This window comes from Bacillus sp. FJAT-29937, from assembly GCF_001509555.1.
GTDB lineage: Bacteria > Bacillota > Bacilli > Bacillales > Cytobacillaceae > Cytobacillus.
The window spans coordinates 564,969-581,918 of record NZ_LMAS01000001.1 but is presented as its reverse complement, the minus strand read 5'-3'; the positions used below and the strand labels follow the sequence as shown (position 1 = coordinate 581,918).

Genomic DNA, 16,950 nt, shown 5'->3' with positions numbered 1-16,950 from the left:
TTATAGGTACGATAATTTATTATGGATAATCATATATATTCTATTAATAGGAGAAATGATGGGAGTGGGAGGAAATGATAAGAATATCAGAATTCCAAATGAAGGATGTCGTAAATGTAGCAAATGGCAAGAAGCTTGGAAATGTTGGGGATATAGATATCAATGTTCAAACCGGGAAAATTAATGCTGTTATCATTGGGGGAACGGGGAAGGTTTTAGGTTTTTTTGGCCGAGATGAAGACGTGATTATTCCTTGGAAAAATATCCTTAAAATTGGGGAAGATGTCATCCTTGTTCGTTACCAGAATGGCCATATGGAGAAAGATGTCGACGAAGATGCGTAAATAATGTCTTTTTAACTGTGAAGTGCAGTAGTATTATGGTAAACTATAGTAAAAAATAATGGGGTTTTGTAGATGGAACCATTTATTTTGAAAAAAAGCGAGTATTTTGTCATTAATGAATGGGCTGAGAAGTTTCCCGGTTTACTTGCGGGATTTACGAGTAAAAATGGCGGCGTCAGTGAAGGGGCTTATTCATCTTTGAACCTCGGGCTCCATGTAAATGATTCCGTGCAATCAGTTAGACAAAATCGGGAACATATGGCTGACATATTAGGATTCCCGCTTCATACATGGGTAAGTGCAGAACAAACCCATGACATACACATCGAAAAGGTAAATAAGGAAAACGGCGGGAAAGGCTCTTTACTTTATGAGGATTCCTTCAAAGCAACTGATGGCTTTTTTACTGCAGATTCCGGCCTGCTGCTAACCTTATGCTATGCAGACTGTGTTCCTCTTTATTTCTGCCATGAAAATACCGGAGCAATAGGTGTTGCCCATGCGGGATGGAAAGGAACAGTCAACGGGATTGCCAGCGAAATGGTTGAAATGTTTAATAAAGAAAATATGGATATAGAAGGAATTCATGTTGTAATTGGCCCATCCATTTGCGGTAAATGTTATATTGTTGATAATCGTGTGATATCAATGGTAGACAAGAATCTAGCCGATTATCATCCTAAACCTTATACTCAAATAGAGGACAATCAATTTTTTCTAGACTTAAAGCAATTAAACAAAGACATCCTGATTAAATCAGGCGTCAAAGAAAAAAATATCAGTGTTACAAATTTTTGCACCAGCTGTGAAAATGAGGAATTCTTCTCGCACCGAAGAGATAAAGGGAAAACAGGAAGAATGATGAGTTTTATTGGCTGGAAGGAGGATTTCTAGTTTTAAATGAAGGTCATTGAAAATCTAAAAAAAGTTCAAGTTAATATAAAAAATGCTTGTGAAAGATCTAATCGAAATACTGAAGACATTAAGATTATTGCTGTAACTAAATACGTCTCGACTGAACGCGCCCTTGAGGCGCTTGATGCGGGTGTTATCCATTTAGGAGAAAACCGGGATGATGGACTCCTAGAGAAATGGGAAGTGATCAAGGACAAGCCGATATGGCATTTTATTGGTTCTTTACAAACTAGAAAAGTGAAAAACATTATTAACATAGTGGACTATATACACTCTCTAGACAGATTATCGCTTGCTCAAGAAATAAATAAGCGTGCAAACAAGCAAATAAAATGTTTTATACAAGTCAATGTGTCAGGTGAAGAGTCAAAGCAGGGAATTCATCCTGAAGAGGTTATGAAGTTTATTGAGGAGTTAAGTCAGTATCCAAATATTCTTGTATGTGGTTTAATGACAATGGCTCCGTTAACTTCTGATGAAGAACTTCTTAGATCATGCTTCCGAAAGCTTAAAAAACTGCAGATTGACATTCAACAGATGGATTTAGATTATGCACCTTGTCAAGAGCTATCGATGGGCATGTCAAATGACTTCGAGATTGCGATAGAAGAAGGGGCAACAATGGTCCGAATTGGAACCGCACTTGTCGGAAACGAGGAATAGGAGGTTTGTAAAATGAGCATAAAATCTAAATTTAAAACATTTTTCTTCTTAGATGATGAATATGATGATAGGCAAGAGGAATATATGGAAGAAGAGCCAGAACAAAAACAGCCTCAATCTCAAAAACAGCCTGCACAGAAGAATAATGTCGTCAGTCTTCAAAGTGTGCAAAAATCATCAAAGGTTGTTTTAATAGAACCACGCGTATATGCAGAGGCACAGGATATTTCTGACCAATTGAAAAACAGAAGAGCCGTCGTTGTCAATCTGCAAAGAATTGACCGGGATCAGGCAAAAAGGATTGTAGACTTTTTAAGTGGAACCGTCTATGCGATTGGCGGGGATATACAGAAAATTGGGACTGATATTTTCTTATGCACTCCTGATAATATCGAGGTTTCAGGTAATATTTCCCAAATCATGCAAGAAACTGAATACGAAAGTTCGAGGTGGTAAGATTTAATGGGTATAATACTTAGTGTGTTAACATCAATTATTTACTATTATTCATGGGCATTAATCATTTACATTTTATTGTCCTGGTTTCCAAATGCACGGGAGTCAGGGATTGGGCAATTTTTAGGAAGAATATGTGAACCGTACTTAGAACCGTTCAGAAAAATTATTCCACCACTAGGGATGATTGATATTTCTCCAATTGTAGCTATTTTAGTTCTACGCTTTGCATCAAGCGGATTGCATCAGTTGTTCGTTTGGATTGCATAAATTCGAAGCTTCAGGGCTCTTTCCAAGGCCCTTTTTTGTTTTCTTTTTCCAAATGGGGAGCAACATGAATACAAAGGATGCTACTTAAAGGAGTATTGTAAGTAAATGTCTATTTACCAGCACTTTCGTCCAGAAGAAAAAGGATTTATTGATCAGGTTCTTAACTGGAAGACCTCCGTGGAAACTACATATGCACCGAAATTAACTGATTTCCTTGATCCAAGAGAACAGGAAATCATCAAACAATTGATTGGTATTAATAATGATGTAAAGATACAGTTGTTTGGTGGCTTCGAGATGGCTGAAAGGAAGCGTGCCTTGTTATATCCAGAGTACTTGCAGCCAGAGGATGAAGATTTTCAAATAACTTTATATGAAGTTGAATACAATAAAAAATTTGTTAATTTGGAACATCCTCAAGTGCTTGGCAGCCTAATGTCTCTTGGGCTAAAAAGGATAAAATACGGTGATATCCTTTTTGAAAATGAACGGATACAGTTTTTAGTAACAAGAGACATTGAACACTATATATCTACTCAACTAAACACAATTGGCAAAAGCTCTGTCACCTTAGTGAAACTTCCATTAGACAGTGCCCTTCAGTCGAAGGAAATTTGGTCTGAACTATCTGTCACTTCAACATCTTTACGGTTAGATACAGTTGCTTCTGCCATTCATAATATTTCAAGACAGAAATCTCAAACATTAATTCAGCAAGGTCTTACGAAGGTAAATTGGACTTTAATTGAAAATCCAGCTTTCGAAGTGAGAGAAAGTGATATAATTTCAATAAGAGGGTACGGCCGTGCGAAAATTATCGCTTTAGAAGGAAAAACGAAAAGAGATAAATGGAAAATCACGGCGGGAAAACAAAAATAATTATTAATATTGCAGGATTTTGCTATAAGATGTCGAAATTAACTTAGATAGAAATTTATTAGACTTAGTACATAATGATTACTACTGAATTTGGGAGGTGGCCAAGATGCCATTAACACCGTTAGATATTCATAATAAAGAATTCAGCAAAGGATTCCGAGGTTATGATGAAGATGAAGTAAATGAATTTCTTGACCAAGTGATTAAAGACTATGAAATTCTAATTAGAGAAAAGAAGGAATTAGAGGAAAGACTAAATGACCAAAACGAACGGATTGGCCATTTTACTACAATTGAGGAAACGTTAAATAAATCAATTATTGTAGCCCAAGAGGCAGCAGAAGAAGTAAGAAGAAACGCACAAAAGGAAGCTAAGCTTATCATTAAAGAAGCTGAGAAAAATGCTGACAGAATTGTCAATGAATCATTATCAAAGGCAAGAAAAATTGCCCTTGAAATTGAGGAATTGAAAAAGCAATCGAAAGTATTCCGCACTCGCTTTAAAATGCTAATCGAAGCTCAGCTTGATTTATTAAATAACGATGACTGGGATCATCTACTTGAATATAAGCTTGATGCTACAGAATTAAAATCCGCTCAAGAAGAGGATTCATTAGCTTGACGAAAGCAGAATATATCGCATATAATCTTAAAAAGAATGTAAATTATGAACATTAACTTTGAGAGGGACAGTACAAATTTCATAGCTTAGATCATTGCTTAGCGGCAATGTCAGCGAACCAGGGAAGGTGAAAGCCTGGAGTAAGCGGGAATTTGGAAGATCACCCTTGAGTTCCTTTAATGAACATCCATTATGGATTAGTAGATAAAGGCGTGTCATTCGCGTTAAGAATGCTTGAGCGGATAGAATGTTGTTTAATTTTCTATCTACAAGGGTGGTACCGCGGGAAATAATACCTTCTCGTCCCTTTTTGGGATGAGGGGGTTTTTTTATTTTTTAAATGCTCTAGTGACACCTATATTTGGTTTAATGTTCTTAATAATGGTAATCATGAAGCTAGTGAAAGCTACGGGAGGAAAAGGAAATGGAATTCAAAGATACTTTATTAATGCCGAAAACAGAATTTCCTATGCGTGGAAATTTACCAAACCGTGAGCCCGAAATTCAGGCTAAATGGGCAGAAATGAATATTTATGAGAAAGTTCAAGAACGTACGAAAGGCCGCCCAATGTTTGTTTTGCATGATGGGCCTCCATATGCAAATGGTGATATTCACATTGGCCACGCTTTAAATAAAATCTTAAAAGATATGATTGTCCGCCATAAGTCAATGAGCGGCTACCATGCCCCATATGTTCCAGGCTGGGATACTCATGGTCTTCCGATTGAGCAGGCATTGACGAATAAAGGGGTCAAGCGTAAGGAAATGACTGTTGCAGAGTTCAGGAAGCTCTGCGAACAATATGCATATGAACAAATTGACAGCCAGCGTACTCAATTCAAGCGTTTAGGAGTAAGAGGGGATTGGGAAAATCCTTATATTACGTTAAAGCCGGAGTATGAGGCACAGCAAATTAAGGTATTTGGAGAAATGGCGAAGAAAGGCTATATTTACAAAGGCTTAAAGCCAGTATATTGGTCTCCATCTTCTGAATCAGCATTAGCAGAAGCAGAAATTGAATATAAAGATAAGCGCTCTCCATCCATCTATGTAGGCTTTAAAGTAGCTGATGGGAAGGGTGTATTAGATAAAGACACGAAAATCGTTATTTGGACAACAACACCTTGGACAATTCCTGCTAACCTGGGAATTGCTGTTCATCCTGAGCTTAATTATGTTGTCGTTGAAGAAGGCGGTCAAAAATATGTCGTAGCGGCTGACCTTTTAGCTGCGGTAACAAAAGAAGTAGAGTGGCAGGACCCTCAAGTAGTTAAAACAATTCAAGGTTCAGAACTTGAAAATATTGTTGCTGTACACCCATTATATGGACGTGATTCTCTTGTTGTATTAGGGGAGCACGTGACGATTGACGCCGGTACTGGATGTGTTCATACTGCACCAGGACATGGGGAAGATGACTTCTATGTTGGTCAGAAGTATGGTCTTGATGTATTATGTCCGGTTGATGACCGCGGATATATGACGAAGGAAGCAGAAGGTTTTGAAGGGTTATTCTATGATGATGCCAATAAATCAATTACTGAAAAACTTGATGAGGCTGGCGCGTTACTAAAGCTTTCATTCATTACTCACTCCTATCCTCATGATTGGAGAACGAAAAAGCCGGTTATTTACCGAGCAACAGCACAATGGTTCGCATCCATTAAAGATTTCCGCCAAGAGCTTTTGGATGCCATTAATGAAACGAAGTTTGTGCCTGCATGGGGCGAGACACGATTATTTAATATGGTTCGCGACCGCGGTGATTGGTGTATTTCACGTCAGCGTGCTTGGGGTGTTCCAATTCCTGTATTCTTTGCAGAAAATGGAGAACCTATTATTACGGATGAAACAATTGATCATGTATCAAATTTATTTAGGGAACATGGTTCAAACATTTGGTTTGAAAAAGAGGCAAAAGATTTACTTCCGGAAGGATTTACACATCCTGACAGTCCGAATGGCAAATTTACGAAAGAAACAGATATTATGGATGTATGGTTCGATTCAGGATCTTCACATCAGGCTGTACTTTTAGAGCGAGATGATCTGCAAAGACCAGCTGACCTTTATTTAGAAGGATCTGACCAATACCGAGGATGGTTTAACTCATCCCTTTCAACAGCGGTTGCTGTTACAGGAAAGGCCCCATACAAAGGGATTCTAAGCCATGGATTTGTTTTAGACGGTGAAGGAAGAAAGATGAGTAAATCACTAGGTAATGTTGTTATTCCAGCCAAGGTAATGAATCAATTAGGTGCAGATATTTTAAGACTATGGGTGGCTTCAGTAGATTATCAGGCCGATGTTCGTGTCTCTGATGCGATCCTAAAGCAAGTAACAGAGGTATACCGCAAGATTAGAAATACATTCCGTTTCTTATTAGGAAATCTGGCAGACTTTGATCCAAGCACAAATGCAGTGGCATTTGAAAATCTGCGTGAAGTAGACCAGTTTATGCTTGTTAAGTTAAATAAATTAGTTAAGACTGTTCGAGAAGCTTATGAAAATTACGAGTATGCAGGTATTTATCACGCTGTTAATAACTTCTGTACACTTGATTTAAGTTCATTCTATCTCGATTTTGCAAAGGATATTCTTTATATTGAGGGAGAAGATCATCCAGATCGCCGAGCTATTCAAACGGTCCTTTATGAAAGCTTAATTTCCTTGACAAAATTGGTTGCGCCTATTCTTTCTCATACAGCAGATGAAGTTTGGAGCTTTATTCCTTCTGTTAAAGAAGAGAGTGTTCAGCTAACTGATATGCCAGAGTATAAAGATCTTCCTAACGCTAAAGGACTCGAAGAAAAATGGACTTCATTCATGAAACTTCGCGATGATGTTTTGAAGGCTCTTGAAGAAGCGCGTAATGAAAAAGTAATTGGTAAATCACTTACAGCGAAAGTAACAATGTATGTAGATGAAAAGGTGAAGAGCTTACTTGATTCAATTGACGAGAATGTTAAACAACTGTTCATTGTTTCTGGGTTTGAGGTAGCAGGAAAGTATGAGGATGCTCCTGAAAATGCTCTTAAGTTTGAGAATAGAGCAATCGTTGTTTCTAAAGCCGAAGGAGAAACATGTGAACGCTGCTGGATCGTTACACCAGAAGTGGGGCAAGTTGAAGAATTTAATACATTATGCCCTAGATGTGCAGATGTTGTTAAAACGCAATACAGCCATTTAGCTTAATATTTTCATGAGGAGGGTCAGACTCTGCAAGGTATATCTTGTGGAATCTGGCCCTTTGTTAATTGTTGTACTCACTGTAAAAACTTACACCGACTTTTAAATATGCATGCGGATATAATAGGTAGAAATAAATAGAACGGAGGAGCATAAATGGATCATAAAGCAGAACCACTTTATTCAGAACTCCGTAAAACTCGTATGGAACTTTTAGAAAGGTTAGAGGACCATAAATCTTCATCCCTTATTAAACCAATCATTAAAGCAGAACTTTTAGATGTGGAAGATACACTAAATAAAATTGAATTAGGCCTTTTTGGCAAATGTGAAAATTCAGGCGAGCTGATTCCAGAAGAGCTGCTGACAATGGTACCAACTATAAAATCCTTGGATGACTATGAAAAAATCGACCGTTACTTTAGAAAGGGGATATTTCATTAACAACAGGATTACTGTGTTTTTTATAAAGAATGTGCTAAAATGCAAAGGTAATACAATGAAAATGTGGGGGTTGCCTTTGTGTTTTATTACATAATTGCTTTACTAATTATTGCACTTGATCAGTTCACAAAATGGCTTATAGTGAAAAACTTCCAATTAGGAGAAAGTGTGGAAGTCATCAAAAATTTCCTCTATATAACCTCTCATCGAAATAAAGGTGCGGCTTGGGGAATTTTGCAAGGTCAAATGTGGTTTTTCTATGTAATAACAGTCATTGTTATCATCGGAATTATTTATTACATTCAAAAAGCTGCAAAAGGAAAACTGCTGCTAGGTGTATCTTTAGGCTTTATGCTAGGGGGAGCGATCGGTAATTTCATTGATCGTGTATACCGGAAAGAGGTTGTTGATTTTGTTAACACCTATATTTTTGGCTATGATTTCCCTGTCTTTAATGTTGCTGACTCCGCGTTAGTAATTGGTGTTGCTTTGCTTATGATACAAATGCTGCTGGAAGAGAGAGCGTTGAAAAAGGAGAAATCTCATGGAGAAAATGGAACACATCATTCCTGAGGAACAATCGGGTGAAAGAATCGATAAAGTTCTTACATCATTAAATAAGGAATGGTCTAGGACGCAGGTTCAACTGTGGATTAAGGATGAGCATGTACTCGTCAACGGACAAAAAATTAAAACGAATTATAAATGCAATCTAAATGATCAAATAGTGATTCATATTCCTGAACCTGAGGAATTAGATGTTGAACCTGAAGAAATGAATTTAGATATTTATTATGAAGATCAAGATGTATTAGTTGTCAATAAGCCTAAAGGGATGGTTGTACATCCTGCACCTGGCCATCTAACTGGCACACTAGTTAATGGGTTAATGGCGCATTGTAAAGATTTGTCCGGAATTAACGGAGTTATGAGACCAGGGATTGTTCATCGAATTGATAAGGACACATCAGGCTTATTAATGGTAGCCAAAAATGACCTTGCCCATGAAGGTCTTGTGAATCAGCTAGTTGAAAAAACTGTAACGAGAAAATATAAGGCGATCGTTCATGGTGTCATTCCTCATGATTACGGAACAGTTGATGCCCCTATTGCACGAGATCAGAAGGATCGGCAAAGTATGGCTGTCGTTGATAATGGAAAAAAAGCCGTTACACATTTTCATGTTCTCGATCGGTTTAACGACTATACGTTCATTGAATGTCAGCTAGAAACGGGCCGAACACATCAAATTAGGGTACATATGAAGTATATAGGCTACCCGCTAGTTGGCGATCCTAAATACGGTCCGAGAAAAACTCTTGAAATTGGCGGACAGGCATTACATGCAGGTATTTTGGGTTTTGTCCATCCTAGATCAGGTGAGTACATGGAATTTGAAGCCCCATTACCGGATTATTTTGTGCAATTAATGGGACAGCTCCAAAAATAATGATTGACATATAGGCGTATGTAAAATAAAATTACTATAGTTGAATAAGTCCTTTAAACACAGTCCCGTGAGGCTGAGAAGGAAGCGGATTAGAAATCAAGTCATTTGATGAATGTCTTGATTCCTTAATGAACGCCTATACTCTCTCGCCATTACGGCGAGAGTTTTTTTGTAAAGGGGTGGTTAACATTTCAGAGAAAGCGATTGTTCTCGATGAACAAGCAATAAGAAGAGCATTAACAAGAATTGCCCATGAGATCATAGAAAGAAACAAAGGTATTGAAGGCTGTGTTCTCGTCGGAATTCGAACTCGGGGAATATACCTTGCAACTCGCCTTGCTGAAAGAATCGAACAAATTGAAGGAACAAAGATTGCAGTTGGGGAACTAGACATCACGCTTTATAGAGATGATTTAACGAAAATTACAGCGAGTCAGGAGCCGCTAGTCAAAGGGTCAGATATACCTAAGGATATTAATGATCAGAAGGTTATCCTGATTGATGATGTTCTTTATACAGGCAGGACAGTAAGAGCTGCTCTTGATGCATTGATGGATATCGGCAGACCTTCTACGATTCAATTAGCAGTCCTTGTGGATCGTGGACATAGGGAATTGCCAATCAGGGCAGACTTTGTTGGAAAAAACATTCCGACTTCAAGCTCAGAGAAAATAGTTGTGGCATTAAAAGAAGTTGATCAAGTCGATCAAGTAAGTATATTTGAAAACTAAATAACCCTTTTTAAAAGCAGTCCTGTGAGACTGACAAAGGGGGAATTACACATGCAGAATGTCCTTTTCTGTATACCTGTACCCTCTTTGCGCAAATTTGGCAAATGAGGGTTTTTTTATGGCTGTTGGGGAATTCAAAAGAAATAGATATGAACATCAACTAGAAGGAGAGGTACACGATGAATAAACCAGTATTAGACATTAAAGATGTTCCATCACCAATGCAATGGCTAACATTAAGTTTACAGCATTTATTCGCCATGTTCGGCGCAACAGTATTAGTTCCATATCTTGTTGATTTGGATCCGGCCATAGCTTTAATTTCAAGCGGCTTTGGGACACTGGCCTTTCTTATAATCACTAAATGGAAGGTTCCGGCTTATCTGGGCTCATCATTCGCCTATATCATTCCGCTGCAAATGGCAGGTAAAGCAGGAGGAATTGGAGCGATGATGATCGGAAGCTTTATGGTAGGACTCCTGTATGGAGTTGTCGCTCTTATTATCAAAAAAGGCGGCTATCGCTGGCTAATGAATCTTTTGCCGCCAATTGTTGTTGGACCAGTCATCATGGTTATCGGATTGGCACTATCGGGAACAGCGGTAGGAATGGCGATGAATAACCCGGTAACAAGCGAATATAGCATGCTTCACTTCTCTGTAGCGCTTGTCACATTAGCTGTGACGATTATTTTCTCGGTTTACTTTAAAGGGATGCTAAGCATGATCCCAATCTTAGCTGGAATCATTATCGGGTATGTATATGCTCTTGCAGTAGGAATTGTTGATTTAACAGGTGTTCGGGAGGCAAACTGGATTGAAGTTCCTGATTTTGTTTTCCCTTTCGCCGATTACAATATAAACTTTACCTTAGATTTGATGCTCCTAATGTTGCCTGTTGCAATCGTTACAATATCTGAGCACATTGGACACCAGCTCGTTCTAGGGAAGGTAGTAAACAAAGATTATATTAAAGACCCTGGTTTACATCGTTCGCTCCTTGGAGATGGGATGGCAACCATGATCTCAAGCGTCATGGGCGGTCCGCCAAAGACTACGTATGGTGAAAACATCGGAGTCCTTGCGATCACAAGAATTTATAGTGTGTATGTATTAGGCGGTGCAGCGGTTTTAGCGATTATCTTCGGCTTTATTGGAAAAGTATCAGCACTTATCAGTTCCATTCCAACGCCTGTTATGGGTGGAGTATCAATCCTCCTGTTTGGAATTATCGCTTCATCTGGATTGAGAATGTTAGTTGACAGCAAAGTAGACTTTGGTGATAAAAGAAATCTTGTGATTTCATCGGTCATCCTAGTCATCGGCATTGGCGGAGCACATGTCGATATCGGGTCATTACAGATTCAGGGCATGGCTCTTGCAGCGATTTGCGGAGTCGTTCTAAACTTGATTTTACCTGGCCGAGAGCCGGTAAAGGATAATATGTTTGAAACAGAATTAGAATAGGTTATTCAGTATAACGCCTTTTAAGTAAGTCCAGAGAGATTTGAAAGGGTGTTGAAGTGATTGGTTTTAAGGTCTAATCCCTTATGCCAACTTGTCTCTTCAACTCTTCAGCACCCTGATAAAAAAGTCAGGGTGTTTTTTTAGAAGATAAGGGAGGGTTTATGAATGAAACATTTACTAACGACAACTGAATTAACGATTAATGAAATTAACGAAATTCTTGAAGATGCTCAATATTTTTTAGACGGTGGTACATGGTCGCCTAAGAAAAATATGTTTGTAGCAAATTTATTCTATGAAAATAGCACGAGAACGAAATGCAGCTTTGAAGTTGCTGAAAGAAGATTAGGAATTGATACGATCCCATTTGAAGTGAGTACATCAAGTGTGCAAAAAGGTGAAACTCTTTATGATACGGTTAAAACGCTTGAAGCAATAGGAGCAAATGCAGTAATTATTCGCCATAGCGAAGATCGATACTTTGACAGTTTAGATGGAAAAACAAATGCTGCAATCATTAATGCAGGTGACGGATGCGGGCATCATCCTACACAATCACTGCTTGATTTATTAACAATCAAACAGGAATTTGGCCGCTTTCATGGATTAAAGGTTGCAATTATTGGTGATATCAGACATAGCCGAGTAGCAAGATCGAATGCGGATACATTAGTAAGATTAGGTGCTGAAGTTGTGTTTTCGGGACCTGAAGAGTGGTTTGATAATGAAATCCTTGAAAATGGGGTCAGCTTTGAAGATATTGATACAGCTGTTGCTACTTCAGATGTTGTCATGCTGTTAAGAATTCAGCATGAACGCCATGAAGTTAAAGGGGATCGAACAGCTGAGGAATATCATCAAGCGTACGGGTTGACTGTAGAAAGGGAAAGGAAAATGAAGCTAGGAAGCATCATCATGCACCCAGCTCCTATCAACCGCGATGTTGAAATTGCAGATTGCTTAGTAGAATGTGAACGATCAAGAATATTTAAGCAAATGACTAATGGTGTTTTTGTAAGAATGGCAGTATTAAAAAGAGCACTTGAACAATCTGAAAGGGGCGGTAAAGATGTCAACACTTATAAAGAATGGGCAGTTGCTAACTAATGAAGGGGAGTTCATTAGAAGAGATATCTTAATAGAATCTGGAAAGATTGTTGAAATTAAAGAAGGAATTTCAAAGGAAGCAAAAGAAACGATTGATGCTTCGGGGTTGCTTATAGCTCCTGGATTTATTGATCTGCATGTCCACCTTCGTGAGCCAGGCGGCGAGAAGAAGGAAACAATTGAAACGGGAACTAAGTCCGCTGCAAAGGGCGGTTTTACAACGGTTGCAGCCATGCCGAACACAAGACCTGTTCCTGATTCTAAGGAGCAATTGGAAAAGTTAAATAAACGAATTGAGGAAACGGCTTCTGTTCGAGTTCTTCCATATGCATCTATTACCATTCGTGAGATCGGTGAAGAGCTGACAGATTTCCAAGCACTTAAAGAAGCTGGGGCTTTTGCCTTTACGGATGACGGGGTTGGCGTTCAATCAGCTGCCATGATGCTTGCCGCTATGAAGCGTGCTGCTGAAATTAATATGCCAATTGTAGCCCATTGTGAAGAAAATACACTCATAAATAAAGGCTCCGTTCATGAAGGAACTTTTTCAAGAGAAAATGGTTTGAACGGAATTCCTTCTGTATGTGAATCTGTCCATATAGCTAGGGATGTATTGCTCGCTGAGGCTGCTGATTGCCATTATCATGTCTGCCATATAAGTACAAAAGAATCTGTAAGGGTCGTCCGTGATGCGAAAAAGGCAGGTATTAAAGTGACGGCTGAAGTAACGCCACATCATCTATTATTAAGTGATGAAGACATCCCTGGCCTTGATACAAATTACAAAATGAACCCTCCACTAAGAGGCTTAGCTGATAAGGAAGCATTAATTGAAGGGATTCTCGATGGAACAATTGACTTTATTGCTACTGATCATGCGCCGCATACAGCAGAGGATAAGGCAGAAGGCATGCAGCTGGCACCATTCGGGATTGTTGGATTGGAAACAGCTTTCCCGCTTCTATATACACATTTCGTGGAAAAAGGGATTTTCACTTTAAAGCAATTAATTGACTATTTAACAATCAAACCTGCTCAAGCTTTTGGATTATCTCAAGGAAAAATTGAAATCGGAGCAGAAGCAGATATCGTCTTACTAGACTTAGAACATTCAGCAACAATTGAACCTGAACAATTTTTTTCAAAGGGCAGAAACACACCTTTTGGGGGCTGGGATTGCAAAGGCTGGCCTGTATTAACAATGGTTAATGGGAAAGTTGCATGGAGTAACCAAAAGTAACCGTATGAATGAACAGCAAGAGTAATCCTGCTACAAGGGGTGTATCTAAATGATAAAAAAAGAATTATGTCAAGTTGTTTCTCAGCAAGAAATTGCTGAACATATTTTTGAGCTCACCTTAAAGGGTGAGCTTGTTAGCGAAATGAATGAGCCTGGGCAATTTGTCCATTTGAAAATTTCTGACCAATTTGATCCGCTTTTGAGAAGACCAATCAGTATTTCTGCCATAAACAAAGACAGGAAAGAGTTCACAATGATTTACCGTGCGGAAGGTAAAGGAACTATAATTCTATCTGAGAAGAAACCTGGAGATTCTGTTGATGTCCTTGGCCCTCTAGGTCATGGCTTTCCGTTAGAAGAGGCCAGTTCTGGGGATACGGCACTTTTAGTAGGGGGAGGAATTGGTGTTCCGCCTCTATTTGAATTGTCTAAACAGCTTGTAAAAAAAGGGGTCAAGGTTATTCATGTACTTGGCTTCCAATCAGCAAATGTTGTTTTTTATGATGACCAATTTACACAGCTAGGGGAAACATATGTTGCAACAGTTGATGGCAGCTATGGAAGAAAAGGATTTGTCACAAATGTGATTGAAGACGACAAAATTGACTTTGATATACTCTATTCCTGCGGGCCAACCCCAATGCTTAAAGCATTAGAACAAGCATATAAGCATAAGAAAGTGTATTTGTCATTAGAGGAAAGAATGGGATGCGGAATTGGCGCCTGCTTCGCTTGTGTATGCCATACTGGAGATGATCCGACTGGACACACATATAAAAAGGTATGCAGTGATGGTCCTGTTTTCAAGGCAGGGGAGGTAGTATTATGAAAACTTTAGAAATAAGCCTGCCAGGATTACAATTGAAAAATCCAGTTATGCCGGCATCAGGCTGTTTTGGGTTTGGAAGAGAGTTCAGTCAGCTTTTTGATTTAAGCTTGCTCGGAGCGATTATGATAAAGGCTACAACATTTGAGCCCCGATTTGGAAATCCGACACCACGAGTAGCTGAAACGTCCGCTGGTATGCTGAATGCAATAGGGTTGCAAAATCCGGGCTTAGAAAAAGTAATTAATGAAGAGCTGCGCTGGTTAGAGCAATTCGATGTACCGATCATTGCTAATGTTGCTGGCTCCCAGGAGGAAGATTATATTGCTGTCGCTAAGGAGATATCTAAAGCACCAAATGTCCATGCATTAGAATTGAATATATCCTGTCCAAATGTAAGGACTGGCGGCATTGCTTTTGGCACAATTCCTGAAGTGGCGAAAAACTTAACGAAAAAGGTTAAGGAAGTTTCTGAAGTACCTGTATACGTTAAATTATCACCTAATGTGACAAATATAGTTGATATGGCGAAAGCGATCGAAGACGGCGGTGCCGATGGATTAACAATGATTAATACTTTGGTTGGCATGAGGATAGATTTGAAGACTGGAAAACCTATATTAGCGAATCAAACTGGGGGCTTATCAGGCCCAGCCATCAAACCAGTGGCCATCCGGATGATTCACGAGGTTAGCCAGCGTGTATCTATTCCAATCATTGGAATGGGCGGAATTCAATCAGCAGAAGATGTAATAGAATATTATTATGCAGGAGCAAGTGCTGTAGCGGTAGGAACAGCCAATTTCGTTGATCCGTTTGTTTGCCCGACGATTATTGAAGAATTGCCAGAACTATTACAAAGTCTAGGCTTCGAACATATTTCTGAGTGTACGGGAAGGAGCTGGAAGTAACATGGATAAATCAATTATTATCGCTCTTGATTTTGCCGGTAAAAATGAAGTCTTCCGATTTCTCGAAAATTTTGGAGATGAGAAGTTATTTTTAAAGGTTGGAATGGAATTGTTTTATCAAGAGGGGCCTGGCATCATTCATGATTTGAAGGCGCAAGGCCATGATATTTTTCTAGATTTAAAGCTTCATGATATCCCCAATACAGTAGGAAGTGCGATGAAAGGACTTGCTAGGCTTGGATGTGACCTTGTCAATGTACATGCAGCAGGCGGGAAAGAAATGATGGAAGCAGCACTTGAAGGATTAGAGGCTGGAACCGGAGCTGGACAGGCTAGACCTGCTTGTCTTGCCGTTACTCAATTAACAAGTACATCCGAAGAGCAAATGAAGAAAGAGCAGCTAATCAACGTAACTTTAGAAGAATCTGTTCTTCATTATGCCTCACTTGCTAAGCAGGCGGGTATGGATGGTGTCGTCTGTTCAACTTTCGAGGCTAGACCGATTACTCAAGTATTAGGGAATTCATTTTTAACTGTGACGCCTGGCATTCGTTTAAAGTCAGACGATGTACAAGATCAAAAGCGGGTAGCTACGCCTGAATTTGCAAAATCAGAAGGTGCGTCAGCCATTGTTGTTGGCCGTTCAATTACTAAATCAGAAAATCCGCTGGAGAAATATATCATGTTTAAACAATCATGGGAGGGTGTTCACCAATGAATCGCAAAATAGCAGAAAGCCTACTTGAAATTAAAGCTGTCGCATTAAAGCCAAACGATCCTTTTACATGGTCATCAGGTCTTCGTGCGCCAATTTACTGTGATAATCGCCTTACATTATCATATCCTGCTGTCCGAAAAGAAATTGCCAATGGGCTAAAGGAAACAATATTAGCGAAGTTTCCAGATGCAGAACTGATTGCAGGTACTGCTACAGCGGGCATTCCGCATGCTGCTTGGGTGAGTGATTTACTGGATCTTTCTATGTGCTATGTACGTTCAAAGCCGAAAGGACATGGGCAGGGGAATCAGATTGAAGGGAAGGCTGAAGCTGGCCAAAAGGTCGTTGTCGTAGAAGATCTAATTTCTACAGGAGGCAGCGTCATTACCGCTGTTGAGGCATTAAGAAAGGCTGGGTGCGAGGTGTTAGGAGTCGTAGCCATTTTCACTTATCAGCTTCAAAAGGGAAAAGAGCTTTTGGAAAATGCCGATATTACTGCCTATACGTTAACTGACTTTGAAACTTTGTCCGAAATTGCACGAGAAAAAGGTTATATCCAGGAAGAAGATATGAAGAAGCTTTCAGAATGGAGAAATGACCCTGTAGAATGGGGAAAATAAGATTGAAAAGAGGCTGGGACAAAACCCTCCTCTGAAATGAAAAAGCCTGTGAAATTTTACGACAAGTAAAATTTCACAGGCTTTGATTATTTTTAAAT

Annotated in this window: 19 protein-coding genes and 1 other annotated feature; all 19 genes read left to right on the top strand. The window is 39.1% G+C overall.

What is annotated here, in order from left to right; all coding sequences use genetic code 11:
- Positions 1-74 precede the first annotated feature (74 nt).
- Entirely contained in the window at positions 75-344 is a 270-nt protein-coding gene (locus tag AR328_RS02815; protein WP_066289319.1) for a YlmC/YmxH family sporulation protein, read from the top strand.
- A gap of 72 nt (positions 345-416) precedes the next feature.
- Entirely contained in the window at positions 417-1,238 is an 822-nt protein-coding gene (gene pgeF, locus AR328_RS02810; RefSeq protein ID WP_066289312.1) for a peptidoglycan editing factor PgeF, read from the top strand.
- A 6-nt stretch (positions 1,239-1,244) separates the two neighbouring features.
- The gene (locus AR328_RS02805) at positions 1,245-1,922 is read left to right on the top strand and encodes a YggS family pyridoxal phosphate-dependent enzyme (protein WP_066289310.1); all 678 of its coding nucleotides are present in this window, start codon (positions 1,245-1,247) and stop codon (positions 1,920-1,922) included.
- Between the two features lie 12 nt (positions 1,923-1,934).
- Entirely contained in the window at positions 1,935-2,378 is a 444-nt protein-coding gene (locus AR328_RS02800) for a cell division protein SepF (protein WP_066289308.1), read from the top strand.
- A 6-nt stretch (positions 2,379-2,384) separates the two neighbouring features.
- Positions 2,385-2,648, top strand: a complete 264-nt coding sequence (locus AR328_RS02795; protein WP_066289306.1) for a YggT family protein — start codon at positions 2,385-2,387, stop codon at positions 2,646-2,648.
- Positions 2,649-2,753: 105 nt separating this feature from the next.
- Positions 2,754-3,527, top strand: coding sequence for a YlmH family RNA-binding protein (locus AR328_RS02790; RefSeq protein ID WP_066289303.1), 774 nt, complete (start codon positions 2,754-2,756; stop codon positions 3,525-3,527).
- Positions 3,528-3,633: 106 nt separating this feature from the next.
- A complete protein-coding gene (locus AR328_RS02785; protein ID WP_066289301.1) occupies positions 3,634-4,149 on the top strand; it encodes a DivIVA domain-containing protein in 516 nt (171 codons plus the stop codon).
- Between the two features lie 49 nt (positions 4,150-4,198).
- Positions 4,199-4,460 (top strand) — a binding site (T-box leader).
- 113 nt (positions 4,461-4,573) lie between these two features.
- Entirely contained in the window at positions 4,574-7,345 is a 2,772-nt protein-coding gene (gene ileS, locus AR328_RS02780) for an isoleucine--tRNA ligase (protein ID WP_066289296.1), read from the top strand.
- Positions 7,346-7,495: 150 nt separating this feature from the next.
- Entirely contained in the window at positions 7,496-7,783 is a 288-nt protein-coding gene (locus AR328_RS02775) for a hypothetical protein (protein WP_066289295.1), read from the top strand.
- A 78-nt stretch (positions 7,784-7,861) separates the two neighbouring features.
- The gene (lspA, locus tag AR328_RS02770) at positions 7,862-8,356 is read left to right on the top strand and encodes a signal peptidase II (RefSeq protein ID WP_066289294.1); all 495 of its coding nucleotides are present in this window, start codon (positions 7,862-7,864) and stop codon (positions 8,354-8,356) included.
- Entirely contained in the window at positions 8,328-9,233 is a 906-nt protein-coding gene (locus AR328_RS02765; protein WP_066289292.1) for an RluA family pseudouridine synthase, read from the top strand. The genes lspA and AR328_RS02765 overlap by 29 nt, the downstream gene beginning before the upstream one ends.
- Before the next feature lie 188 nt (positions 9,234-9,421).
- Complete coding sequence (pyrR, locus tag AR328_RS02760) at positions 9,422-9,964, top strand: bifunctional pyr operon transcriptional regulator/uracil phosphoribosyltransferase PyrR (RefSeq protein ID WP_066290157.1); 543 nt, start codon at positions 9,422-9,424, stop codon at positions 9,962-9,964.
- A gap of 179 nt (positions 9,965-10,143) precedes the next feature.
- Positions 10,144-11,430 carry a solute carrier family 23 protein gene (locus AR328_RS02755; RefSeq protein WP_066289291.1) on the top strand — a complete coding sequence of 429 codons (1,287 nt, stop codon included), beginning with the start codon at positions 10,144-10,146 and terminating at the stop codon, positions 11,428-11,430.
- 165 nt (positions 11,431-11,595) lie between these two features.
- Positions 11,596-12,537 (top strand): aspartate carbamoyltransferase catalytic subunit, encoded by a 942-nt coding sequence (locus AR328_RS02750; protein ID WP_066289289.1) that lies wholly within the window; start codon positions 11,596-11,598, stop codon positions 12,535-12,537.
- The gene (locus tag AR328_RS02745) at positions 12,500-13,777 is read left to right on the top strand and encodes a dihydroorotase (protein WP_066289285.1); all 1,278 of its coding nucleotides are present in this window, start codon (positions 12,500-12,502) and stop codon (positions 13,775-13,777) included. The genes AR328_RS02750 and AR328_RS02745 overlap by 38 nt, the downstream gene beginning before the upstream one ends.
- 49 nt (positions 13,778-13,826) lie before the next feature.
- Positions 13,827-14,606, top strand: coding sequence for a dihydroorotate dehydrogenase electron transfer subunit (locus AR328_RS02740; RefSeq protein WP_066289282.1), 780 nt, complete (start codon positions 13,827-13,829; stop codon positions 14,604-14,606).
- Complete coding sequence (locus tag AR328_RS02735) at positions 14,603-15,514, top strand: dihydroorotate dehydrogenase (protein ID WP_066289279.1); 912 nt, start codon at positions 14,603-14,605, stop codon at positions 15,512-15,514. The genes AR328_RS02740 and AR328_RS02735 overlap by 4 nt, the downstream gene beginning before the upstream one ends.
- 1 nt (position 15,515) lies before the next feature.
- The gene (gene pyrF / locus AR328_RS02730) at positions 15,516-16,232 is read left to right on the top strand and encodes an orotidine-5'-phosphate decarboxylase (RefSeq protein ID WP_066289277.1); all 717 of its coding nucleotides are present in this window, start codon (positions 15,516-15,518) and stop codon (positions 16,230-16,232) included.
- Entirely contained in the window at positions 16,229-16,852 is a 624-nt protein-coding gene (gene pyrE / locus AR328_RS02725; protein WP_066289274.1) for an orotate phosphoribosyltransferase, read from the top strand. Before pyrF ends, pyrE begins: the two co-directional genes overlap by 4 nt.
- Positions 16,853-16,950: the final 98 nt, after the last annotated feature.